Below are 23,107 nucleotides of genomic sequence, written 5' to 3' on the forward strand. Positions count from 1 at the left end.
GGTGTCGCGAGGAGGCCGCGCATGACGCGATCCGACATCCTGATCCGCAATGCACGCAACGTGCTGACCATGAACGATGCCGGTGACGAGCTGGCCGGCACCGATATCCGCCTCAAGGACGGGGTCATCGCCGAGATCGGCCCGAACCTGCCCGCCTCGGGCGAAGTGATCGAGGCCGAGACCTGCGTGGTGACGCCGGGGCTGGTGAACACGCATCATCATCTCTACCAGACGTTGACCCGGGCCGTGCCGGGCGGTCAGGACGCGCTGCTCTTCGGCTGGCTCCAGACGCTCTACCCGATCTGGGCGCGCTTCGGCCCGGAAGAGATCTTCACCTCGGCCCAGATCGGCCTGGCGGAGCTTGCGCTGTCGGGCTGCACCACCAGCGCCGACCATCTCTACCTGTTTCCCAACGGTGCGCGGCTCGAGGACACGATCCATGCCGCGGCCGAGGTGGGCCTGCGCTTTCATCCCACCCGCGGCGCGATGAGCATCGGCGTCTCGCAGGGCGGGCTGCCGCCCGACAGCCTGGTCGAGGCCGAGGCCGCGATCCTCGAGGATTCCATCCGCGTGGTCGACGCCTTCCACGACCCGGGCGAGGGCGCGATGGTGCGGGTCGGGCTGGCGCCCTGTTCGCCCTTCTCGGTCAGCCGCGAGCTGATGCGCGATGCCGCGCTTCTCGCCCGCGACAAGGGGGTGATGCTGCACACGCACCTGGCCGAGAATGACGAGGATATCGCCTATTCGCTGGAAACCTTCGGCTGCCGCCCCGGACAATATGCCGAAGACCTCGGCTGGACCGGGCCGGATGTCTGGCACGCCCATTGCGTCAAGCTGGATGCGCCCGAGATCGCGCTGTTTGCCCGCTCGCGCACCGGCGTGGCGCATTGCCCCTGTTCCAACTGCCGTCTGGGCAGTGGCATCGCCCCGGTGCGCGCCATGCGCGATGCGGGCGTGCCGGTGGGGCTTGGCGTCGACGGCTCGGCCAGCAATGACAGCGGCAACCTCATGGCCGAGGCGCGGCAGGCCATGCTGCTGCAGCGGGTCACACGCGGGGCCGACGCAATGAGCGCGCGCGAGGCACTGCGCCTCGCCACCCGGGGTGGGGCCGAGGTGCTCGGCCGCGACGATTGCGGCCAGATCGCGGTGGGCAAGCGCGCCGATCTGGCGCTCTGGGATGTCTCGGGGATCGAGAGCGCGGGCAGCTGGGATCCCGCAGCGCTGCTGCTGGCCGGGCCCATGCAGGTGCGGCACCTGCTGGTTGAGGGGCGGCAGGTGGTGTGCGACGGGCAGATCGTGACTTTCGACTTGCCAAAGGCCGTCGTTAAGCAGAATCAGCTAGCACGGGCCTTGGCCGACAATTTCTGACCTTGATTAATCCGGGGGATCTTCATGCGCGCCATGACGAGCGTCCTGCTCCTGTTTTTCCTGATGGCCCCACAGGTGGGCGAGGCGCAGCAGGTGCGCCAGTTGCTGAACGGGCTGCGCGGCGAGGCGGGGCTGGGCCCCGTCACGCCCTCGCCGCGGCTGGAAGAGGCCGCCATGGCCCATGCGCTGGACATGGCGCGCAATGATTTCCTCGCGCATGAGGGGTCGGATGGCAGCCTCGTGGCCGATCGGGTGCAGCGGGCGGGCTACGGCGCCTGCGTCGTGGCCGAGAACATCGCCCGCGGCCCGGGCGACCCGCGCGAGATTCTGGGTGACTGGGCCCGAACGCAGGACAGCCGGCGCAACATGCTGATGGCAGAGATCACCGATTACGGCCTGGTGCGCGCCCGCGGCGGGTTCTGGGTGCTGGTGCTGGGCCGCGACGGCTGCTAGGCGGGCGCGGCCCGCGCGCCGGCCACGTAGGTCGCCGCGATGGCCCGGTCGTCGCCCAGCATGATCGTGGCAAAGAGCGCCTCCCAGATGTCCCCGGCCCGCGCGCTGCGCTGCGCGATGGCGGGGGTGGAGGCAAGATCCAGCACGGTGAAATCGGCCTCCAGCCCGGGGGCGAGATTGCCGATCCGATCCGCTGCATGCAGCGCGCGGGCCGAGCCCTGCGTGCCCAGCCAGAGCAGTTCCGCCGCGTGCAGCGCCCGGCCGCGCAGCTGGCCGATCTCGTAGGCCGCCGCCATCGTGCGCAGCATCGAGAAGCTCGACCCGCCGCCGGTATCGGTGGCCAGCGCCACGCGCTGCCCCTCGGCCATCAGCCCGTCCATGTCGAACAGGCCCGAGCCGATGAAGGTGTTCGAGGTCGGACAATGCACCAGCGCCGCCCCGGTCTCGCGCAGCCAGTCGCGCTCGCGCGGCTCAAGGTGGATGGCATGGCCGTACAGCCCGCGCGCGCCCAGGAGCCCGTGCTGCTCGTAGGTGTCCAGATAGTCGCGCGCCTCGGGGAACAGGTCCCGCACCCAGGCGATCTCGTCGGTCTGCTCGCTCAGATGGGTCTGCATCAGGCAGTCGGGATGCGCCGCCCAGAGCGCCCCCAGCGCCTCCAACTGCTCCGGCGTCGAGGTGGGGGAAAAGCGCGGCGTGATCACGTAGCCCGCGCGCCCCCGCCCGTGCCAGCGCTCCAGCAGCGCAAGGCTGTCGTCATGCGCGCTTTGTACCGTGTCGCGCAGGCCGTCGGGCGCGTTGCGGTCCATGCAGGTCTTGCCCGCGAAGACCCGCATGTTGCGCGCCGCCGCCGCGTCGAACAGCGCATCGACCGAGGCGGGGTGGATCGTGCAGTAGCTGCAGACGCTGGTCGTGCCATTGGCCAGCAGCAGGTCCAGATAGGCGCTCGCCACCTCGGCCGCATAGGCCGGGTCGCCAAAGCGCATCTCCTCGGGGAAGGTGTAGCTGTTCAGCCAGTCGATCAGCCGCTTGCCCCAGCTCGCGATGATGCGGGTCTGCGGGTAATGCGCATGGGCATCTATGAGGCCGGGCACGATCAGCGCCGTGCCGTGATCGACCCGGTCGGCCTGCGGATGCGCCGCCTTCAGCGTCTCGGCCGGGCCGATCGCGGCGATGTGCCCGTCCTGCACCAGCAGCGCGCCGTGCCGGTCGTGCCGCACCGCGCCCAGCCCGTCCTCGAAGGGCGATCCGTCAAAGGACAGGGTCTGTCCCAGGTGCAGGCGGGCGGTGGTCATGGGCGCGGTCCGTCTTGTGTCGCGGCCAACCTAGGTGGCGTGCGGGCAAAGGTAAATCACCTCTCCCCCCTGTTGCTGCCCGGGCGCTTGTCCTAGTCTCCGACACGGGCAGACGGAGGGCAGGCATGGCAAACGAATCCGACACCGTCGTCGCGGAGGCCGAGCGCGACGACGCCTACGTGCTGGACCGCAAGGCGGTCAGCCAGATCCTCTATGCCGTCGATGTCGAGGACCGCGACCAGCTGGTCACGTTGATGGAGCCGCTGCACGCGGCCGACATCGCCGACCTGCTGGAACAGGTGAACGCCTTCGACCGGATGCGGCTGATCCGGCTCTACGGGCAGGAATTCGACGGCGACATCCTCTCCGAGCTGGACGAGACGCTGCGCGAGGAGGTGATCGGCATCCTGCGCCCCGAGGTGCTGGCCGAGGCCGTGCGCGAGCTGGACAGCGACGACGTGGTCGACCTGATCGAGGATCTGGGCGACACCGAGCGCGACGCAATCCTCGGCGCGCTCGAGGCCGGCGACCGGGCCGCGGTGCAGCAATCGCTCTCTTACCCAGAGTTCTCGGCCGGCCGCCTGATGCAGCGCGAGGTGGTGATGGCGCCCGAGCACTGGAACGTGGGCGATGCCATCGACTACATGCGCAATGCCGACCACCTGCCCGAGCAGTTCTACCACATCGTGCTGGTCGACCCGAAACTGCGCCCGGTGGCCAATGTCACGCTGGGCCGGCTGATGGCCTCGCGCCGTGACGTGCTGTTGCGCAGCATCGCCGAGGAGACGTTCCACACCATCCCGGCCACCCGCGACGAGGGCGAGGTGGCCTATGCGTTCAACCAGTACCACCTGATCTCGGCCCCCGTGGTGGACGAGAACGAGCGGCTGGTCGGCATGATCACCATCGACGACGCCATGGCCGTTCTGGACGAGGAGAACGAGGAGGACATCCTGCGCCTTGCCGGCGTGGACGAGGAAAGCCGCCTGTCCGACACGGTGGTCGACACGACCAAGCGCCGCTTTCCGTGGCTGGCGGTGAACCTCGTGACGGCCGTCATGGCCAGCCTTGTCATCGCCCAGTTCGAGGCGGCGATCGCGCAGGTCGTGGCACTGGCCGTGCTGATGCCGATCGTGGCCTCGATGGGCGGCAATGCCGGCACGCAGAGCCTGACCGTCGCGGTGCGCGCGCTGGCCACCAAGGACCTGACCGGCGCCAATGTCTGGCGCGTGGTCCGGCGCGAGGTCGCGGTGGGACTGGTCAACGGCATCGCCTTTGCCATCATCATGTCCATCGTCGGCATCGTCTGGTTCGGCTCGCTCGCGCTGGGCGGGGTGATCGCGGCGGCGATGATCATCAACCTCGTGGTGGCCGGGCTGGCCGGCATCGTCATCCCCGTCGCGCTGGAGAAGCTGGGCGTCGACCCGGCGCTGGCCTCGGGGGCCTTCGTGACCACGGTGACCGACGTGGTGGGCTTCTTCGCCTTCCTCGGCCTCGCCGTGATCGTCCTGCTGTAGGGGAGGGGCAGATGGAGCTGGCAGAGCGCAAGACCGCGGCGCGCAAGGCGGCCTTCGAGCGGCGCAAGACGGCATTCGACGCGCAGGCGCCCGGCGCGGCCGGCAAGCTGAGCGAGATCCTCGCCGGCCATCGCGGTGTGCCCTGTTCGGGCTTCCTGCCGATCCGGACCGAGATCGACCCCCGTCCCGCCATGGAAGAGGCGGCGGCGCATGGCCCGGTCGGCGTGCCGGTGATCCAGGGCCGCGGCCAGCCGCTGCGCTTTGCCCGGTGGGAGCCGGGCATGGCGCTGGTCGATGGCCCGTTCGGCGCGCGCATCCCCGAGGCGCCCGAGTATTTCGAGCCCGAGCTGCTGATCGTGCCGCTGGTGGCCTTCACCCGGGCCGGCGCGCGGCTGGGCTATGGCGGCGGGTTCTACGACCGCACGCTGCAGCAGCTGCGCGCCCGCCGCCGCACCCTGGCGGTGGGCTTTGCCTTCGCCGCGCAGGAGGCGGAGGCGCTGCCGCTCGAACCGACCGACCAGCCGCTCGACATGATCGTGACCGAGCGCGAGGTGATCCTGCCCGCCTGAGGAACCCTTTCCCTGTCCGGGCCGTTGCGTCTGCGCGGACAAGGGGATGTCATGAAGCCATCGCAGGATCACAGGTTGCACGAACGCGGCGGGCTGCTGCTGGCCTGTGGTGCGTTGGGCTGCGTCGGCACGCTGGCCCCGATCGTTGCCATGGCGCTGGCCCTGACGACGGCCGAGCATGACATCATCGCCGACACGATTTCGGATCTCGGACGTGGTCCGCATCACGAGATCATGGATACCGGCTTCTACATGGCCGCCTGCGGGCTGATCGGCCTCGCCATCGGGGCGGCGCATGCGCATCTGGGCCGCTGGGCGTGGTCGCTGGGCCTGTTCTGCCTCGCCGCGCTGGCGCTGATCGTCACGCTGCTGGGGATCTGGGACGCGTTTCACGACACGCTCGACGGCGAGAAGTCGATGACCGTGCACACGCGGCTGACCTTTGCGCTGGGCCCGCTCTACCTGGCCGGCCCGTTGCTGATGGCGCAGGGGGCGGCCAACATGAACGGGCTGTACCGGCGGCTCTTCATCCTGTCTGCCGGGCTCTGGACGGTGTTTGCCGTGGCCTTCAAGCTGGCGCCGGACGGCTATGACGGGCTGCTCGAGAAGATCGCTGTCACGGCCACGCTGCTCTGGACCCTGCCGCTGGGCTGGATGCTGCTGCGCCGCGGGCAGGCGCGTCTGCCGCACCCGGCGCCGGAGACCGGCGGGGACTGACCGTCGCGCCTAGGCGTCGTCCCACCGCGCCAGCCGTGCCGGCAGCTCTGTCGCCGTGCAGGCGGGGCGCGCGGCCCAAGGCACGGTGGTCGCCATCACGGCGCCGCCGAACAGCACCAGCAGCCCCACGGGGATGGCCGCGCCGATCAGCCGGTCGGTCGAGACGCCGCTGGCCAGCGCACCGAAAAAGATCGCCAGCGCGATCAGCACCGAGACGGCGCCCATCCCGAACATCACCCAGCGCACCCGCCCGCCCTCGCCAAGATGAACGGGCAACTGGGGCTGGTGCTTGGCCAGCTGCGCGGCGATGGCCCGGCAGAGCGCGAGATGCGCCCTGCGGTCGGGCTGCTCCGGCCCGGCGCTGCGGGGCACGTTGATCGCGATGCGCGTACGCCCCTCGGGAAAGGACAGGTCCAGCCGGCGCAGCAGGATCCCGCGCACCGTGCTCTGCACCAGCCGGGCGCCCTGCAGGGTCGAGAGGTCGCGCCAGCCCTCCGGCGTCAGCAGCCGATCCCCCTCCAGCCGCCAGTCGACGGCGCCGCGCAGGCTGGCCGGGCGGAAGGAGAAGACCTCAGCCAAGCGCGCGCCATCCGATGTCGCGGCGGTAGACGCCCTGCGGCCAGTCCACCGAGTCCGCCATGGCATAGGCCCGGTCGCGCGCCTGCTGCAGCGAGGCACCGCGCGCGGTGGCGTTCAGCACGCGCCCGCCACTGGCCACGACCGCGCCGCCCTGCCGCGCCGTGCCGGCATGGAACATCATGTGGAAACTGTCCTCGGGCAGGCTGTCCAATCCGCGGATTTCGGTGCCCTTTTCGTACGAACCGGGATAGCCCTCGGCGGCCAGCACCACGGTCATGGCGTGATCCCCGGCCCAGGTCACCTGCGCCTCGTCCAGCCGCCCTTCGGCGCAGGCATGGATCAGGTCGAGCGCCTGCGCGCCCAGCCGCAGCATCAGCACCTGGCATTCGGGATCGCCGAAGCGGGCATTGTATTCGACCAGCCGCGGCGCGCCGTCCTCGATCATCAGCCCGGCATAAAGCACCCCCTGGTAAGGCGTGCCGCGCCGCGCCATCTCGGCCATGGTGGGGCGGATGATCTCGTCCATCGCGCGGGCCGCCACGGCTTCGGTCATCACCGGGGCGGGGGAATAGGCGCCCATGCCGCCGGTATTGGGGCCTGTGTCGCCCTCGCCGATGCGCTTGTGGTCCTGCGCGGTGCCGATGGGCAGGCAGGTCTCGCCATCGACCAGCACGAAGAAGCTGGCCTCCTCGCCGGTCATGAACTCCTCGATCACCACCTCGGCGCCGGCCCCGCCGAAGGCGCCGCCGAACATGTCGTCGATCGCCGCGCAGGCCTGCTCGACCGTCTCGGCGATGATGACCCCCTTGCCGGCGGCCAGCCCGTCGGCCTTGACCACGATGGGCGCGCCTTGGGCGCGGACATGGGCCTTGGCGGCCTCGGCCTCGGTGAAATGGCCATAGCCGGCCGTGGGCGCGCCGGCCGCGTCGCAGATCTGCTTGGTGAAGCTTTTCGACGCCTCCAGCCGCGCCGCCGCGGCCGAGGGGCCGAAGACAAGGAAGCCCGCCTCGCGCAGCCGGTCGGCCACGCCCGCGGCCAGCGGCGCCTCGGGTCCGATGATGACGAGGTCGATGGCATGCTCGCCGGCAAACTCGACCACCGCGCCGCGATCCTCGATGTCGAGGCGGGCGCATTCCGCGATCTCGGCGATGCCGGCATTGCCGGGCGCCACGATCAGCTTGTCGCATTTGGGGTTCTGCAAGGTGGCCCAGGCCAGGGCATGCTCGCGCCCGCCGCCGCCGAGAATGAGGATGTTCATGTCTGGTCTCCTGTGCCGCCGGCGTCGCGGGGGCCGGTCCGTCGCCATTGTCGCTCGGACCAATTGCGCGTCAATGGCAACTCCGGGGATATTTCCGGACCAAAGACGGGCGTGGTTTCGCTTTGCCTTGGCGCCGTTTAAGGTCGGCGCGTGGCAAGGGCAAGAGAGGCGGCATGGACCTTCTTGATGACGAACCGGGCAACACGCCGGAATTCACGGTGTCCGAGCTGTCGGGCGCGGTCAAACGCACCATCGAGGGCGAGTTCGGCTTCGTCCGCGTCAAGGGCGAGATCGGGCGCGTCAGCCGGCCGCGTTCGGGGCATGTCTATCTCGACCTCAAGGATGACCGCGCGGTGATCTCGGGCGTGATGTGGAAGGGCGTCGCCGCCCGCCAGCAGACCCAGCCCGAGGAAGGGATGGAGGTGGTGGCCACCGGGCGCATGACCACTTTCCCCGGTCAGTCCAAGTACCAGATCGTGATCGAGGACATCCGCCCGGCCGGCATGGGCGCGCTGATGGCCATGCTGGAGAAGCGCAAGGCGCAGCTGCAGGCCGAGGGGCTGTTCGACCCCGCGCGCAAGCAGCCCTTGCCCTACCTGCCCGAGATCATCGGTGTGGTCACCTCGCCCTCGGGCGCGGTGATCCGCGACATCCTGCACCGCCTGCGCGAGCGGTTTCCCCGCAAGGTGCTGATCTGGCCCGTGGCCGTGCAGGGGGCTGCCTGCGCGCCCGAGGTCGCCCGCGCCATCGAGGGGTTCAACCGCCTGACTCCGGGCGGCGCGCTGCCCCGACCCGACCTGCTGATCGTGGCGCGCGGCGGTGGCTCGGTCGAGGATCTGTGGGGCTTCAACGAAGAGGTGGTGGCGCGGGCGGCGGCGGCCTCGCAGATCCCGCTGATCTCGGCCGTGGGGCACGAGACCGACACCACGCTGATCGATTTCGTCTCGGACCGGCGGGCGCCGACGCCCACCGCTGCGGCCGAGCTGGCCGTGCCGGTCCGCGTCGACCTGATGGCGCAGGTGGCCGACCAGGGCGCCCGGATGACGCGGGCCATGTCGCAGCGCCTCGAGACGCGCGGGCAGCGGCTGCGCGATCTGGCCCGTGTCCTGCCGCGCCCCGAGGAGCTGCTGGACGGGCCGCGCCAAAGGCTCGACGTGCTGGGCGAAAGGCTGCCGCAGGCGCTGGTCCGCTTGGTGGACCGCAAGCGGCTGCGGCTGAGCGAACAGGCGGGCAGCCTGCGCCCGACGCTGCTGTCGCGGGCCATCGCGGCTGAGCGGGCCCGCGTGGCCGATCGCGGCGCGCGGCTGGCCCCGGCGCTGCAACGGCTGGTCGAGACCCGGCAGGTGGCGCTGGCGCATCGCGCCGAACGCCTGTCGCTGCGCCCCATCCGGCGCGAGATCACCACCGCGCGCGAGCGGCTGGAGGCGCTGTCGCACCGGCTGGACGAGGCGCAATCGGCCCGCGTCTCCGAGGCGCGCCGCCGGCTGGACGCGCTGGAGCGGCTGCGCGAGACGCTGGGCTACCGCGAGACGCTGCGCCGCGGCTATGCGGTGGTGCGCGGCGACGGGCATCTGGTCTCGACCAAGACCGCCGCCGAGGATGCCACCGGGCTGGAGATCGAGTTCGCCGACGGGCGGCTGAAACTGGGCGGCGGCAAGGCCCGGAAGACGTCGAAACCCGCCAAGCCGGAACAGGGCTCGCTCTTCTGATCGGGCGGGTGCAGGTGCAGAATGCTGCGCTTTCGCTGCGCAGCATTGCACGGGTTCCCTTTTCTTCTGCACTCGCATAAGCTTTGCTGCATTGCATCATGACCAGGGGAGGGGAGCCTTTGGCCGAACCGGAAAAGCCGCTGCTGATCAAGCGCTACGCAAGTCGCCGGCTCTACAATACCGAGACCTCGGATTACGTGACGATGGAGGACATCGCCGGGTTCATCCGGGACGGCCGCGAGGTGCAGATCGTCGACCTGAAATCGGGCGACGACCTGACGCGGCAATACCTTCTGCAGATCGTGGCCGAGCATGAGAGCAAGGGCGAAAGCGTCCTGCCGATCAACGTGCTGACCGATCTGGTGCGGTCCTACACGACCCATGCCACCAGCGCCGTGCCGCAATTCCTGGCCGCCAGTTTCGAGATGTTCCGCGACAGCCAGTCCAAGTGGCTGGAGAACGTGAACTCGATGAACCCGATGGCCAAGAGTTTCGAGGCGATGCAGGCGCAGCAGGAAGCGTTCCTCAAGGCGATGTCGGGCCGCATGGCCGGCACCGGGCCGGACACGCCCGGGCAGGAGGACGAGAGCGAGGATTTGGACGCGATAAAGCGCCAGGTCGCCGAGCTTCAGCAGAAGCTCGCCAAGCTGGAAAAGTAAGCCGGAGGGGCGGCGCGGGCCGCCCCCTGGTCGGGCGCGGGGCCTCAGGTGCCGTAGGCGCGCGGACGGCCCATCACCGCATCCATCGCCCGCAGCAGGGCGTCGGCGACAAGATCGCACTCCGCCACCGTCAGCCGGGCGGGCAGGCGGGTGTCGCAGGCCCGCATCAGCATCGCCCGCGTGGCCGGCAGGTCGCGGGCCTCGGGCAGGAACTTCCAGTTCCAGAAGGCCCGCGCATTGTCGCGGCTCAGCCCGAAGACCTGTACCTTGACGCCTTCATCGGCGGCCGCTGCCACGAACGCGGTCACCTCGTCCTCCGTCAGCCCGTCAAGGTTGAACTGCAACGAATCCGGGGCGCGCTGCTCGGGCGGCAGGGGGGAGGGCACCGAGATCCACGGGCTCTGCGCGATGCGCGCGGCCACGTGGTCGTGGTTGCGCCGGCCATCCGCCACGCGGCGCGGGATCTGCGCGATCTGCGGCCGGATCACCGCCGCCGAGAGGTTGGACATGCGCAGGTTGTAGAGCGGCAGCCGGTTCTGCCAGCGAGCAAAGGCCTGTTCCAGCGCGGCATCCGCGCCGGCCACGTGGCCGCGCCAGTTGTGTTCATAGGCGCCCGAGAGGATCACCGCGCGGGCCACGATCTCGGGGTCGTCGGTGATCAGGATGCCGCCCTCGCCGGCATTGAGCAGCTTGTAGCTCTGGAAGCTGAAACAGCCCACCGCGCCCAGCGTGCCGATCTGCCGGCCGCTCCAGGTCGTGCCCAGCGAATGGGCCGCATCCTCGACCACCGGCAGGCCCCGCGCGGTGCAGAGCGCCAGGATCCGGTCCATGTCCGAGGTGTGGCCGCGCATGTGGCTGACGATCACCGCCTGCACGCCGTCCAGCTGCGCCTCGAAATCGGCCATGTCGATGCGGTAATCGGCGCCGACCTCGCAGAGCACGGGCACGCAATCGGCATGGATCACCGCCGAGGGCACGGCGGCGAAGGTGAAGCCCGGCACCAGCACGCGCGCATCGCGGGGCAGGCCGAGCGCCTTGAGCGACAAAAACAGCGCGGCCGAACAGCTGGACACCGCCAGCGCGTAGGCGACCCCCATATGCGCCGCGAATTCCCGCTCCAGCAGGGTGACCGGCGAGCGGTCGGGCGTGGTGTAGCGAAAGAGGTCACCCGACTGCAGAAGGCGGTCGATCTCTTCGCGGGCCTGCTCGGGGATCGGCTCGGCATCATGCATGTTTGGCAGCATTGATTTCATCTTTCTGAAAGCGGCGTTTCGGAAAAGGTAAAACAAGGGGGTCGGCAAGGCAAAAGAAACCTGTGCCCTGCGGGGCGCGTGGAGGGGCGGCCTGTGGCCGCGGCGCGACAGGATGGGGCGCCGTCCGGCGGCGTGGCCGGGTGTCGGATCGAGTATTTATGGAAAGATGAAAGAGCGGGTCAGAACCCCAGCCGGTCGCGCAGGGCGAACCAGCTCATTGCGAGGACGAGCAGGGGGGTGCGCAGCGCGCCACCGCCGGGGAAGGGGGCGGCGGGCAGGGCGCGGAACGTGTCGAACCCGTCGGACTGGCCGCGCAGCGCCTCGGCCATCAGCTTGCCCGCCTGCACCGCGTTGCCGACGCCATGGCCGGAATAGCCCGAGGCGCTGAGCACGTTCGGGGCGAGCCGCGCGAGATAGGGCATGCGCGCGCGGGTGATGGCCAGCGTTCCGCCCCAGGCATAGTCGAGCGGCGTGTCGGCGAGATGCGGGAAGACGCGCAGCATGGGCTTGCGCACCGCCGCGCGGATGTCCGAGGGAAAGCGGTAGCCATAGCTTTCGCCGCCGCCGAAGAGCAGCCGCCCGTCGCGGCTCAGCCGGAAATAATTGACCACGAAACGGTCATCGCTGACGGCGATGTCGCGGGTCAGCACGCGGGCGGCCTCGGCGCCCAGGGGCTGGGTCGCGACGATGAAATTGTTGATCGGCATGACCTTCGCGGCCACCTGTCGGTCGAGCCCGCCGAGATAGCCGTTGCAGGCGAGGATCAGCTGGTCTGCCTCGACGCGGCCGGCATCGGTCTGCACCACCAGTTTCGATCCGTGCCGGACGTGGTGCACATGGCTGCCCTCGAAGAGCTGCGCGCCGGCAGCCTCGGCGGCGCGGGCGAGGCCCAGGGCCAGTTGCAGCGGATGCAGGTGGCCGGCGCCGGGGTCGAAGAGCCCGCCGCGATAGGCGGGCGAAGGGCAGAGCGCGGCAAAGGCGTCGCGGTCGAGCGCCTCGAGCGGGTAGTCGTAGTGCTCGGCCATATGCGCAGCATAGGCGTGCAGGTCGCGCACCGAGGCGTCAGAGCCGCCCGCCCAGGCCAGCCCATGGGTGAGGTCGCAGGGGATGTCGTGCCGCGCCACGAGATCGGCGACCAGCGCCTTGGCCTCCTGTCCCAGCGCCCAGAGCCGCTGCGCGGTCTCGCGCCCGTGCCGTTTCTCGAGCGTGACCTGGTCCTGCCGCTGGCCCGAGCCCAGCTGCCCGCCATTGCGCCCCGAGGCGCCGAACCCGGCCCGATGCGCCTCGAGCAGCACGACCGAGCGGCCGGCCTCGGCCAGGTGCAGCGCGGCGGAGAGCCCGGTATAGCCGCCGCCCACCACGCAGATATCGGCCTTTGCCGTCCCCCTGAGCGGCGGGCGCGGCGCGGGCGGATTGGACGTCGCGGCATACCAGCTGTCGGGATAGCTGCCGCGGCGGTCGTTGGAAAAGAGCAGGTCCATGGCCAAGCCTCGCCCGGGTCCGTGTCGGTTGGGCCCTTGCGGGCGATCAGACGTTGAGCAGCAGGTGTTCGCGTTCCCAGGGCGAGATCACCTGCAGGAACTCCTCGTACTCGGCGCGTTTCACGATGGCGAAGACGCGGGCGAATTCGGGGCCCAGCACCTCGTGCAGGGCGGTGGCATCCTCGAAAAGGTCCAGCGCCTGGCCCAGCACGCGGGGGAAATCGCCCTCGCCCTCGTAGGCGTCGCCGCGGAACTGGCGTGTGGGGCGGCGTTCCTCCATCAGGCCGAGATAGCCGCAGGCCAGCGAGGCGGCGATACCGAGATAGGGGTTGCAATCCATGCCGGCCAGCCGGTTCTCGACCCGCCGTGCCTGCGGCTCGGAGAGCGGGATGCGGATGCCGGTGGTGCGGTTGTCGCGGCCCCATTCGAGATTGATCGGCGCGGCGTGATCCTTGACGTAGCGGCGGTAGGAATTGACGTAGGGCGCCAGCACCGCGATGGCCGAGGGCAGGTGGTGCTGCAGCCCGCCGATGAAATGGTAGAAGGCATCCGTCTCGCCGCCCTGCGGGCCGGAGAAGAGGTTCTCGCCCGTCTTCGCATCCAGCATCGAGTGATGGATATGCATGGCGCTGCCCGGCTCGTCGGCGATGGGCTTGGCCATGAAGGTGGCAAAGCAGTCATGGCGCAGTGCCGCCTCGCGGATCAGCCGCTTGAAGTAGAACACCTCGTCGGCCAGCTTGACCGGGTTGCCATGGCGCAGGTTGATCTCCAGCTGCCCGGCGCCGCCTTCCTGGGTGATGCCGTCGATCTCGAAGCCCTGCGCCTCGGCGAAATCGTAGATGTCGTCGATCACCGGGCCGAACTCGTCCACGGCGGTCATGGAATAGGCCTGGCGCGCGGCGGCCGGACGGCCCGAGCGGCCGACCATGGGCTCGATATCCTTGGCCGGGTCGAGGTTGCGGGCGATCAGGAAGAATTCCATCTCGGGCGCCACCACCGGCTTCCAGCCCTGCGCCTCGTAAAGCGCGACCACGCGTTTCAGCACGTTGCGCGGCGCATAGGCGATCGGCGCCTCGCGCCGGTCGAAGGCGTCATGGATCACCTGCAGCGTCCAGTCCCCGGTCCAGGGGGCGGCGGTCGCGGTGGTCATGTCGGGGCGCAGGATCATGTCCTTCTCGATGAAGCCGTCCTCGTCCGCGGCCTCGCCCCAGTCGCCGGTGATGGTCTGGAAGAAGATCGAATCGGGCAGGTGGAAATGCTTCTGCCGGGCGAACTTGGAGGCCGGTACCGCCTTGCCCCGGGCGATGCCAGGCAGGTCGGCGATGACGCATTCGACCTCGTCGAGGCGCCGCCCCTCGAGATAGCCGCGTGCCGCGTCGGGCAGGGTGTCGAGCCAGTCGGTCATGATATCCGCCTTTCGCGAAAGAAGCGTTCGAACTGGTCGGCCAGCAGGGCGCTGTCGAGCGGCTGGCCCAGCCCGGCCCGGGCGGCGTCCAGCTGATCATCGGGCACCACGCCGGGGCCGCGTTTCTCGATCAGCCCGCCGACAGTGGCATCGTCGAACTCGGGATGGGGCTGCACCGAGTAGGCGCGCCCGGGATAGAGCAGCGCCGCATGGGCACAGAAATCGCTGCGGGCCACGGTCTGCGCGCCCTCGGGCGGCGTGATGACCTGGTCCTGGTGCCAGGCCTGCAGCCGGCGGCGCCCCCCGGGGAAATCGTAATCCTGCGGGCCCACGGACCAGCCGCCGGCGAATTTCTCGACCCGGCCGCCCAGGGCCTGGGCGATCACCTGGTGGCCGAAGCAGACCCCGACCAGCGGGCGCCCGGCGGCGGTGATGTCGCGGATCAGCTGCTCCAGCGGGGGCAGCCACGGGTGGTCCTCGTAGACCCCGTGGCGCGAGCCGGTGATCAGCCAGCCCTCGGCCGCCTCGGGGCCGTTGGGGAACTGCTCCTGCACCACCGACCATGTCTCGAAGTCAAAGCCGCGCCCGGCCAGCAGCCGTTCGAACATCTGCGGATAGGTTCCGTGTCTCTCGGCCAGTTCGGGCACCAGCAGCCCGGTTTCCAGAATGCCGATCTTCATGTCTCACCCTTCTGCGGCGACCTGCCTGTCGCGCCGCGCCTGCAGTTCAGACCGTATCGAGATAGATGTCGACCCGCTCGCTGTCGGTCAGCTCGGCCATGTCGCGGATTTCCTGCCGCTTGGTCAGCAGCAGGTTGTCGATCAGCTGCCGCGGGAAGATGCGCGGCATCACCTGCGAGCTGGCAAAGGCGTCGATCGCCCCCTGCCAGTCGGTCGGGATGCGCGGCAGCTCCAGCGCATAGGCATTACCGGTGATCGGCTCGGGCGGGTCGATGCCGTCCTCGATCCCGTTCAGCGCGGCGCCCAGGATCGCGGCGAGCGCGAGATAGGGGTTCACGTCGCCGCCCGAGACACGGTGCTCGATCCGCCGTGCCGCCGGCGCCCCCGAGGGCACGCGGATCGCCGCGGTGCGGTTCTCGTAGGCCCAGCACAGCCCCGAGGGGGCGTGCGCCTCGGGCACCAGCCGGTCATAGGAATTCAGATGCGGCGCGAAGATCAGCGTGCTGTCATGCATCGCGCCCAGGCAGCCGGCGATGGCGTGGCGCAGCGTGTCGGTGCCGCGCGGGCCGCCATCGTCGAAGATGTTTCGCCCGGCCTCGTCCAGCACCGAGAAATGCGCATGCATCCCGCTGCCGGCGTAATCCTCGTAGGGTTTCGCCATGAAGGAGGCGGCAAAGCCGTGCCGCCGCGCCAGCCCCTTGACCAGCATCTTGAACAGCCACGCATCGTCGGCTGCCTTCAGCGCGTCATCCACGTGGTTCAGGTTGATCTCGAACTGGCCCAGCCCGGCCTCGGAGATGGCGGTGTCGGCGGGGATCTCCATCGCCTCGCAGCCATCGTAGAGATCGGTGAAGAACGTGTCGAAGGCGTCCAGCGCACGGATCGACAGGATCTCGGCCGCCTTGCGCCGCTTGCGCGAGCGCGGGCTGATCGGCACCTGCAGGTTGCGGCCGCTGTCGTCGATCAGGAAGAATTCCAGCTCGACCGCCACCACGGGGCGCAGGCCGCGCGCGGCGTAGCGCGCCACCACTTGCGCCAGCGCGTGGCGCGGATCGCCGTCATAGGGCCGGCCGTCCTCGTGATACATCCACAGCGGCAGCAGCGCGGTCGGCGCCTCCAGCCAGGGCATCGGGGTGAAGCCGCGCTCGGTCGGCAGCAGCAGTCCGTCGCGATCGCCGGTCTCGAAGACCAGCGGGCTGTCCTCGATATCCTCGCCCCAGATGTCGAGGTTGAGCACCGACATGGGAAAGCGCGTGCCATCGGTCAGTACCTTGCGGGCCGAGGGGATGGGCATGCGCTTGCCGCGGGCCACCCCGTTCAGGTCGCAGGCGGCGGCGCGAATGGTGCGGACAAGCGGATGGGCGGGAAGCCAGTCGGCGCTGGGGGCGGGCATGGAAGCGACTCTTTCGGAATTTGATCAAATTGATGCCCGAAGCCGCGCCCGCGCGCAAGGGGATCTCAGCGCAGCAAGGTCGGCCGGAAGACCAGTTTGCGGCGCCGCTCCTGCGGCAGGTGCCGGTTCAGCCGCCGGTTGACCAGCCCAAAGAGCCCGATGATGACCAGCGTCAGCGCGATGAAATAGCCCGCGAGGATCGGGTAGGGGATGAACGGGTTGAAGGTCTTGTCGGCAAAGTAATTGGCGTAATACAGCGCGTCGCCGCGCTGCTGCCAGGCCGGAAAGCCCGAGAAATAGACCAGCGTGGTGGCGTGGAACAGAAAGATCGCCTCGTTGGTATAGGCCGGCCAGGCCAGCCGCAGCATGGTGGGCCAGGTGATCTTGCGGAACTTGGTCCAGCCGGCAAAACCATAGGCATCCGCCGCTTCCAGGTCGCCGCGCGGCACCGATTGCAGCGCACCGTAGAAGATCTCGCCGGAATAGGCGGCGGTGTTCAGGAACAGCACGATCAGCGCGCCCAGCCAGGCCGCGGTGAACGGATCGAAGAAGGGCGCCACGGATTTCAGCGACAGGAAGGCGAAATAGGCAAAGAAGAACTGGATGAAGAGCGGCGAGCCCCGGAACACAAAGATGAACCACGTGCTGGCCTTGCGCAGGACCGGGCTCTGCGCCGCCTTGCCCAGGGCCACGGCGGTGGCCAGGAAGAACCCCGACAACAGCGCCAGCGTGCCGAAATAGATGTTCCAGATCATGCCCGAGCCGATCAGCGTGAACTGCTGGCACAGGGTGAAATTGTCCCGCGGCAGCAGCCGCTCGCCGATCCCGACCGAGCGCAGCCCGTAATCGATCACCGTCTCCCAGCAGCTCATGACGCCCTCCGGGCGGGCCATGCCCCCTGTTTCATCTTTCCGAAAATACTCCGGGGGTGAGGCCGCAGGCCGAGGGGGCAGCGCCCCCTGACAGGGGATGTCACGCTCATGGCGCCGCCCCCTGCGTGCCGCCCAGCGTGGCCTGCCCGCGGGTCAGCCGGGCCATGATCCGGTCCAGCACCAGCTCGGACACGCGCGTGAAGGCCAGGTAGAAGATCAGCAGGACCAGGAAATACCACATGCGCCAGTCGCCATGCGGGTAATCGGTGAAGCGCGGCGTCTTGGCCCCGCCCAACTCGCGCGCCCAGAAGACGATATCCTCGACCCCCAGCAGGAACAGCAGCGGCGTGGCCTTGATCAGCACCATCCACAGGTTGGACAGGCCCGGCAGCGCATAGACCCACATCTGCGGCACGAGGATCCGCCAGAAGGTCTGGCGCGGGCTCATGCCATAGGCCTCGGCGGTCTCCAGCTGCGCGCGCGGCACGGCGCGCATGGCGCCGAACAGCACGTTGGCCGCGAAGGCGCCGAAGACGATGGCGAAGGTCAGCACCGCCAGCGAGAAGCCATAGGTCTCGTGCACCCATTGCGGCGCATTGCCCAGCGGCAGCTTGGCGGCGGTGCAGACCACGAAATCGTTGCCTTGCCGGATCGGGTCCTCCCAGTCGGGGCATTTCAGCTGGTGGCGCAGCCACTCGAACCCCTGGTCCAGCGCGATGACGAAGAACAGGAAGAAGGCGATGTCGGGCACGCCGCGCACGATGGCGATATAGCCGCGCCCGAACCAGCGCAGCGGCAGGATGCGCGAGCGCGCCGCGATGGCGCCGCCGAAACCGAAGGCCAGCGCCACGGGCGCGGTGATCGCCAGCAGCAGCAGCACCGTGCCGAACGAGACGTAGAAGGCCATGTGCTTGCCCGTGGTCAGGTAGCACGACAGCCAGGCCAGGCCGTTCAGCGTCTCGGGATCAGCGCAGTAGGAGAAAATCGTTCTTGCCTCCGGCGCGGCAGGGCAGGCCCCGCCGCGCCAAAAGGGCGGGGATCACCCCGCCGAAACCGCTCAGAAGCGCGGCGAATCCTCGCCCAGCCACTCGATGATGAGCTCGTTCAGCGAACCGTCATCCTTCATCGACTGGATCGCGGCGTCAAATTTCTCGCGCATCTCGGGATCGGATTCGCGGAATGCCATGCCGATGCCGCCGCCCAGCGGGATGTCCTCGCCCACGAACATCATCTCGCCGCCCGATTCCTCGACCACCGGGATCAGGAAGTCCTTGTCGGCCAGCACCGCGTCGGCCTCGCCGGCGCGCACGGCGGCAACGGTCTCGTCGGGGTTCGGGAACTCGACCAGCACCGCATCCTCCATCGAGGCGATGTGGGCCGCCTGGATGGTGCCGGTCTGCGCCGCGACGATGGCGGTCTCGAGGTCGATGCCGTCGCTCATGGCGACATAGGCCGAGGGCGAGGGCGGGGTGTAGTTCTGGGTGAAGTCCACCACCTCGTCCCGCTCGGGCGTGATCGACATGCCGGCGATGATCGCGTCGTAATTGCCGCTGACGAGGTTCGGAATGATCGAATCCCAGTCATTGGTGACCCATTCGCAGGTCAGCTCGGCGCGGGCGCAAAGCTCGTCGCCCAGCACGCGCTCGAACCCGGCGACCTCGCCCGAATCGTCGAGATAGTTGTACGGAGGGTAGGCGCCCTCGGTGCCCAGGCGGACGACCGAGTGGCTTTCGGCCAGTGCGGCCGAGGCAAGGGCCGTCGCGGCGGCAGCGCAGATCAGGATCTTGTTCATCTGTTTACTCCCTGTGTCTTGTGGCGGGGATCCCCGCCTATGTGCGGGCAGGATGGTCTGCCATCCTACGCGTGCACGGTCGACTGCAGGAACCCCTGCAGCCGCTCCGATTTCGGCGCGCCGAACAGCGTCTCCGGCGCGCCCTCTTCTTCGACCAGGCCCTTGTGCAGGAACACGACGTGGTCGCTGACGTCATGGGCCATCTTCATGTCATGGGTCACGATCAGCATGGTGCGCCCCTCGGCGGCGAGGTCCTTGATGACGCGCACCACCTCCTGCTCCAGCTCGGGGTCCAGCGCGCTGGTGGGCTCGTCGAATAGCAGCGCCTCGGGCTCCATGCAGAGCGCGCGCGCGATGGCGGCGCGCTGCTGCTGGCCGCCCGACAGCTGCGCGGGATAGGCGTCGCACTTGTCGCCAATCCCCACCTTGTCGAGATAGCCGCGCGCGGCGTCTTCGACCGCGGCACGCTCGCGCCCCAGCACGGTGAGGGGCGCCTCCATCACGTTCTGCAGGATGGTCATGTGGGCCCACAGGTTGAACTGCTGGAATACCATGGACAGGTTCGTGCGGATGCGCAGCACCTGCTTGGGATCGCCCGGCCGGCGGCCATGCCCGGTGCCCTTCCAGTGCACCGGCTCGCCCTTGAACAGGATCTCGCCCTGCTGGCTGTCCTCGAGCAGGTTGCAGCAGCGCAGCAGCGTTGACTTGCCCGAGCCCGAGGAGCCGATGAGCGAGACCACGTCGCCCCGGCGCGCCATGATGTCGACGCCCTGCAGCACTTCGAGCGACCCGTAGGCCTTGTGCAGGTTGCGGATCTCGATCACGGGGTCTCGGTCAGACACGTCTCACCAGCGCGTTGCTCATACTGGCGCGCAGGATGGCGCGAAACGCGCGGACGATGCAATGCGCAATCCGCCCGCACCGCCCTGCAAATCGGCAGCGTGACGAAAGGTCAGCCTGTTTCCGCGGCAACCGGGCCGGTGTCGGCGCGCAGCATGTCGAACGCGTCGGCTGCCAGCTGCACCAGCGCGACCGGCCCTCCCATGTCGGCGCGGGCCGCCTCGGGCAGCGTGGTCAGCGCATTGGCCAGCGCGGCGCGCATCGGCGCGGGGTCGGTGCCGCGTGCGGCGATCAGCGGCAGGCCGGGGGTCGGCACGCTGTGGCCGTGCACCTGCAGCCCGGCGACCAGATCCGGCAGAACGCGGGTCAGGATGCGCAGCGTAACCGCGTCGATGAAGGCGATGTCGGCCCGCCCCTCGATAATGGCACGTGCCGAGTTCACATGCGCGCCCGTGGCCAGCGTGGCGGTGAACCCGGCCGGGTGGGTCATCCGCGCGGCGCCCCAGCCGGATTGGCTGTCATCGGAATTATAGGCCAGCGTCAGCTCGGACCAGGGGGGCTGCTCGCCTTGTCGGGTCACGATGGCCGAGCGGTAATAGCCCGGCGGCGTGCCCGGCAGGTCGAAATCGAAATGGCCCACATAGGTGACGTCCTCCGACAACCCGCGCGCATAGGGCAGGCCGCAGAGATGCGACAGCGCAAGATCGGGCGCGCGCCAATGCCTGTACCAGTCGGCCGGCAGGTCCTCGGCTGCGGTCAGGTCGGGCAGCTGCGGCAGCTGCGCCTGCACCGCGCGCCAGAACAGGCGCCAGGACGCGGCCGTTTCGGGCCGCCAGTACATCGGCAGTGCGGCGATCACGTCTCGCGCTCCACCCGTTGACGGGCCAGCGCGCTGTCGCGGTCGCTGATGCCCAGCAGGTTCGAGACCAGCCGCAGCAGCGCATCCTCCTGCGCGTCACGCGCGCCGTCGGCCAGCGCCACCTGCCAGAGCGATTCGATCACCGCGATCCGGTCCTCGTAGCGCACGGCGTCCTTGATGGCGCGGGTGAAGCGCACCGTGTCGGGCGCCTCGGCTTCCAGCTGCTCGGCATCGGCGCGCAGCCGTGCCCCCTCGAAGGGCGAGAGCCCGTAGCGGGTGCAGACGATCCGGTCGATCCGGGTCGATTCGTACTCGTCATAGACCCCGTCCGAGCGCGCCACGCGCACCAGCAGCGCGGTCAGCGCCAGCCGGGCATCGGCATCGGGCAGGGTTTCGGGCTCGGGCGCGGTCAGCCGCTTCAGGAAATCTGCAAACATGGGGTGGATATAGGGCCGGGGGCCGCGCCGCTCAATCGCAAAGCGCGACGGCGCCGGTCAGGGGATCACGGCGGCGGCGCGCGCGGCCTCGGAATCGCGGCGCTCCACGCCCAGCACCTCCTCGACCAGTTCGACCAGCGCCGCCTCGCGGTCATCGGTCACGCCATCGGCCAGCGAGACGCGCCAGAGCGCCTGCACCTTCTCGCGGCGGTGGTCGTACTCGACCGACTCGCGCACCAGCGCGGCCAGCTTCTGGTCGTCGGTGACCTTCGTGGCCAGCTTCTCGCAAGTGGCGCGCATCTTGGCCGCCTCGATCGGGTTCAGGTCATAGGCCGCGGCGAGGATGCGGTCGATCTGCTCGATCTCCTCGAAGAGATAGGCCTTGTCCGCCATGGCGACCCGCACCAGCAGGGTGCCAAGCGCCAGCCGTGCATCGGGCTCGGGCAGGGGGGTCTCGGTCGGGGTCTTGCGGTGGAAGAACGCGGTCAGCCGTTCCAGCATGGCGGGCTCCGGGATGGGTCTGTCGCGCTGTCCCTAGCATGGCCGGCCGGCCGCGGGAAACGGGGAAAGCGCCACGCCCGGGCTCAGCCGCGCAGCGCCTTGAAATGGCCGTCCAGCTCGGTGGCGGCCCGGTCCAGCCCCCAGGGCGGGTTCAGCACGAACAGCCCCGATCCGACCATCCGGTGCCCCTTGCGCACCGGCGGAAAGCGCACCTCGTGGCGCAGCGCGTCGGGGTGGTCGCGCATCAGCGCCGCCAGCATGGGCGCGTGGGGCGCATCCGCCAGCAGCGGGTACCACAGCATGACGATGCCCACGTTCCACTTGCGCGCCAGCGCCGTGATCACGCGGGGCAGGGTGGCATATTCGGATTTCACCTCCCAGCTGGGATCGAGCAGGATCAGCCCGCGGCGCGGCTCGGGCGGGCAGAGGCTCTGCGCCATCTCCAGCCCGTCCTGCCGGTAGAGCCGCAGCTCGCGCCCGCGCACGGCCGTGCGCAGCGCCGCGTGTTCCTGCGGGTGCAGCTCGGCGAGGTGCATCCGGTCGCCGGGGCGCAGCAGCGTCTGCGCGATCAGCGGCGAGCCGGGATAGGCCGTGTCGCCATGCTGCGCGCGCACGGCGGCCAGCGCCCTCGCATAGGGGTGATCGGACCCGAACCAGGCCTCGGCCCGCGCGATCCCCTGCGCCGCCTCGCCGGTCTTGCGCGCCGGCGCGTCCGACAGGTCATAGAGCCCGCGCCCGGCATGGGTCTCGAGATAGCTGAGCGGCTTGTCCTTGCGCGTCAGGTAGTCGAGCGCGACGGCCAGCAGCGCGTGCTTGTGCACGTCGGCAAGGTTCCCGGCATGGTAGGCGTGTTGATAGGACAGCATGGCAATTCCGGCAGCGCGAAGGAGCAGGATGCCCCTAGCAGCCCCGCCCGGCAAGGTCACGCCTTGCGACCCCGGCCCGTTCCGCTAGTCTGACAGCGATTTTCAGCGACCGCGATCGAGACCCGTTTCATGACTGCCCTCACCGACCGCGACGCGCGCGAGAAGGAGCTGCTGGAATACCTGCGGGTCTTCGTCATGGTCTGGCAGAAGATCGACTTCATCTGGGGGATGTTCGTCACCTCCTACATCCCGCTCTTCGGCTTCCTGCATTTCTACCAGGGCCAGATCGACGGCTCGTTCGGAATGCTCTTCGCCGTGGCCATCGCGGCCTTCACCTGGATCAACGGCACCGCCTTGGTGACCCATTACGACATCGCCGCCACGATGAGCCGCGAGTACCGCCGGCTGAACAAGGCCTTCCCCGATCTGAACGCGGCGCTGAGCCGGCGCGGGATCGAACGGCGCGGCCGGCTGGTCTATTTCACCCACACGCTGGCCTTCGCGGGCTTCCTCTACATGATGGGCGAGCGCGTGGGCGAGACGCTCTGCTCCGATCGTTCGGGCTGGGGCTGTCTCTGGGCGGTCCTGGTCGGCTGAGGGGCGTGTC

24 protein-coding genes are annotated in these 23,107 nt (G+C 69.4%); 8 read left to right on the forward strand and 16 right to left on the reverse strand.

Going from position 1 to position 23,107, the window contains the following annotated elements; all coding sequences use genetic code 11:
- Positions 1 to 21: 21 nt before the first annotated feature.
- Both AVJ23_RS09110 and AVJ23_RS09115 read left to right on the forward strand, forming a co-directional pair.
- Positions 22 to 1,368 (forward strand): 8-oxoguanine deaminase, encoded by a 1,347-nt coding sequence (locus AVJ23_RS09110; protein ID WP_058861863.1) that lies wholly within the window; start codon positions 22 to 24, stop codon positions 1,366 to 1,368.
- A 24-nt stretch (positions 1,369 to 1,392) separates the two neighbouring features.
- On the forward strand, positions 1,393 to 1,821 hold the full coding sequence (locus AVJ23_RS09115) for a CAP domain-containing protein (protein ID WP_240484572.1): 429 nt from the start codon (positions 1,393 to 1,395) through the stop codon (positions 1,819 to 1,821).
- On the opposite strand, the gene guaD is transcribed toward AVJ23_RS09115, so the two are convergent.
- Positions 1,818 to 3,113, reverse strand: a complete 1,296-nt coding sequence (guaD, locus tag AVJ23_RS09120) for a guanine deaminase (RefSeq protein WP_058861864.1) — start codon at positions 3,111 to 3,113, stop codon at positions 1,818 to 1,820. The genes AVJ23_RS09115 and guaD overlap by 4 nt on opposite strands.
- Positions 3,114 to 3,238: 125 nt before the next feature.
- Between guaD and mgtE the strand changes: the two genes are divergently transcribed.
- From mgtE to AVJ23_RS09135, 3 genes are read left to right on the forward strand one after another with little or no spacing between them, the layout of a single operon-like run.
- Positions 3,239 to 4,630 carry a magnesium transporter gene (gene mgtE, locus AVJ23_RS09125; protein ID WP_058861865.1) on the forward strand — a complete coding sequence of 464 codons (1,392 nt, stop codon included), beginning with the start codon at positions 3,239 to 3,241 and terminating at the stop codon, positions 4,628 to 4,630.
- Between the two features lie 11 nt (positions 4,631 to 4,641).
- Positions 4,642 to 5,199 (forward strand): 5-formyltetrahydrofolate cyclo-ligase, encoded by a 558-nt coding sequence (locus tag AVJ23_RS09130; protein ID WP_058861866.1) that lies wholly within the window; start codon positions 4,642 to 4,644, stop codon positions 5,197 to 5,199.
- Between the two features lie 51 nt (positions 5,200 to 5,250).
- A complete protein-coding gene (locus tag AVJ23_RS09135) occupies positions 5,251 to 5,916 on the forward strand; it encodes a DUF998 domain-containing protein (RefSeq protein ID WP_084794400.1) in 666 nt (221 codons plus the stop codon).
- 9 nt (positions 5,917 to 5,925) lie between these two features.
- Here the strand turns inward: AVJ23_RS09135 and AVJ23_RS09140 are convergent, their stop codons facing one another.
- Positions 5,926 to 6,495, reverse strand: coding sequence for a hypothetical protein (locus AVJ23_RS09140; protein WP_058861868.1), 570 nt, complete (start codon positions 6,493 to 6,495; stop codon positions 5,926 to 5,928).
- Positions 6,488 to 7,753: a phosphoribosylamine--glycine ligase gene (gene purD / locus AVJ23_RS09145; protein ID WP_058861869.1), complete on the reverse strand. Its 1,266-nt coding sequence runs from the start codon at positions 7,751 to 7,753 to the stop codon at positions 6,488 to 6,490. The genes AVJ23_RS09140 and purD overlap by 8 nt, the downstream gene beginning before the upstream one ends.
- Before the next feature lie 173 nt (positions 7,754 to 7,926).
- Between purD and xseA the strand changes: the two genes are divergently transcribed.
- Both xseA and phaR read left to right on the forward strand, forming a co-directional pair.
- A complete protein-coding gene (xseA, locus tag AVJ23_RS09150) occupies positions 7,927 to 9,462 on the forward strand; it encodes an exodeoxyribonuclease VII large subunit (protein WP_058861870.1) in 1,536 nt (511 codons plus the stop codon).
- Between the two features lie 119 nt (positions 9,463 to 9,581).
- Positions 9,582 to 10,121, forward strand: a complete 540-nt coding sequence (phaR, locus tag AVJ23_RS09155; protein WP_058861871.1) for a polyhydroxyalkanoate synthesis repressor PhaR — start codon at positions 9,582 to 9,584, stop codon at positions 10,119 to 10,121.
- Positions 10,122 to 10,165: 44 nt separating this feature from the next.
- Here phaR and AVJ23_RS09160 read toward each other — a convergent pair whose 3' ends face one another.
- The 13 genes from AVJ23_RS09160 to AVJ23_RS09220 all read right to left on the reverse strand — a co-directional run bounded on the left by AVJ23_RS09160 (position 10,166) and on the right by AVJ23_RS09220 (position 22,500).
- On the reverse strand, positions 10,166 to 11,374 hold the full coding sequence (locus tag AVJ23_RS09160) for a DegT/DnrJ/EryC1/StrS family aminotransferase (RefSeq protein WP_058861872.1): 1,209 nt from the start codon (positions 11,372 to 11,374) through the stop codon (positions 10,166 to 10,168).
- A 179-nt stretch (positions 11,375 to 11,553) separates the two neighbouring features.
- Entirely contained in the window at positions 11,554 to 12,855 is a 1,302-nt protein-coding gene (locus AVJ23_RS09165) for an NAD(P)/FAD-dependent oxidoreductase (RefSeq protein WP_058861873.1), read from the reverse strand.
- Positions 12,856 to 12,901: 46 nt separating this feature from the next.
- Positions 12,902 to 14,260, reverse strand: coding sequence for a glutamine synthetase family protein (locus AVJ23_RS09170; RefSeq protein WP_058861874.1), 1,359 nt, complete (start codon positions 14,258 to 14,260; stop codon positions 12,902 to 12,904).
- Positions 14,257 to 14,940, reverse strand: coding sequence for a type 1 glutamine amidotransferase (locus AVJ23_RS09175; RefSeq protein WP_058861875.1), 684 nt, complete (start codon positions 14,938 to 14,940; stop codon positions 14,257 to 14,259). The genes AVJ23_RS09170 and AVJ23_RS09175 overlap by 4 nt, the downstream gene beginning before the upstream one ends.
- A gap of 46 nt (positions 14,941 to 14,986) precedes the next feature.
- On the reverse strand, positions 14,987 to 16,333 hold the full coding sequence (locus AVJ23_RS09180; RefSeq protein ID WP_058861876.1) for a glutamine synthetase family protein: 1,347 nt from the start codon (positions 16,331 to 16,333) through the stop codon (positions 14,987 to 14,989).
- A 65-nt stretch (positions 16,334 to 16,398) separates the two neighbouring features.
- Complete coding sequence (locus AVJ23_RS09185; protein WP_058861987.1) at positions 16,399 to 17,205, reverse strand: ABC transporter permease; 807 nt, start codon at positions 17,203 to 17,205, stop codon at positions 16,399 to 16,401.
- A 106-nt stretch (positions 17,206 to 17,311) separates the two neighbouring features.
- A complete protein-coding gene (locus AVJ23_RS09190; RefSeq protein WP_084794402.1) occupies positions 17,312 to 18,190 on the reverse strand; it encodes an ABC transporter permease in 879 nt (292 codons plus the stop codon).
- Positions 18,191 to 18,262: 72 nt separating this feature from the next.
- The gene (locus AVJ23_RS09195) at positions 18,263 to 18,997 is read right to left on the reverse strand and encodes a transporter substrate-binding domain-containing protein (RefSeq protein ID WP_058861878.1); all 735 of its coding nucleotides are present in this window, start codon (positions 18,995 to 18,997) and stop codon (positions 18,263 to 18,265) included.
- A gap of 65 nt (positions 18,998 to 19,062) precedes the next feature.
- Positions 19,063 to 19,839, reverse strand: coding sequence for an ABC transporter ATP-binding protein (locus AVJ23_RS09200; RefSeq protein ID WP_058861879.1), 777 nt, complete (start codon positions 19,837 to 19,839; stop codon positions 19,063 to 19,065).
- A gap of 110 nt (positions 19,840 to 19,949) precedes the next feature.
- Positions 19,950 to 20,696 carry a phosphate/phosphite/phosphonate ABC transporter substrate-binding protein gene (locus AVJ23_RS09205; RefSeq protein WP_058861880.1) on the reverse strand — a complete coding sequence of 249 codons (747 nt, stop codon included), beginning with the start codon at positions 20,694 to 20,696 and terminating at the stop codon, positions 19,950 to 19,952.
- Positions 20,693 to 21,133 carry a tellurite resistance TerB family protein gene (locus tag AVJ23_RS09210; protein ID WP_058861881.1) on the reverse strand — a complete coding sequence of 147 codons (441 nt, stop codon included), beginning with the start codon at positions 21,131 to 21,133 and terminating at the stop codon, positions 20,693 to 20,695. The genes AVJ23_RS09205 and AVJ23_RS09210 overlap by 4 nt, the downstream gene beginning before the upstream one ends.
- 57 nt (positions 21,134 to 21,190) lie before the next feature.
- On the reverse strand, positions 21,191 to 21,634 hold the full coding sequence (locus AVJ23_RS09215; protein WP_058861882.1) for a tellurite resistance TerB family protein: 444 nt from the start codon (positions 21,632 to 21,634) through the stop codon (positions 21,191 to 21,193).
- Between the two features lie 83 nt (positions 21,635 to 21,717).
- Positions 21,718 to 22,500, reverse strand: a complete 783-nt coding sequence (locus tag AVJ23_RS09220; RefSeq protein ID WP_058861883.1) for a 23S rRNA (adenine(2030)-N(6))-methyltransferase RlmJ — start codon at positions 22,498 to 22,500, stop codon at positions 21,718 to 21,720.
- A 129-nt stretch (positions 22,501 to 22,629) separates the two neighbouring features.
- Here AVJ23_RS09220 and AVJ23_RS09225 point away from each other — a divergent pair, with 129 nt between their 5' ends.
- A complete protein-coding gene (locus AVJ23_RS09225; protein WP_058861884.1) occupies positions 22,630 to 23,097 on the forward strand; it encodes a hypothetical protein in 468 nt (155 codons plus the stop codon).
- Positions 23,098 to 23,107: the final 10 nt, after the last annotated feature.

The organism is Pseudoponticoccus marisrubri, assembly GCF_001482405.1.
In the GTDB taxonomy this organism is placed as follows: Bacteria; Pseudomonadota; Alphaproteobacteria; order Rhodobacterales; family Rhodobacteraceae; genus Pseudoponticoccus; species Pseudoponticoccus marisrubri.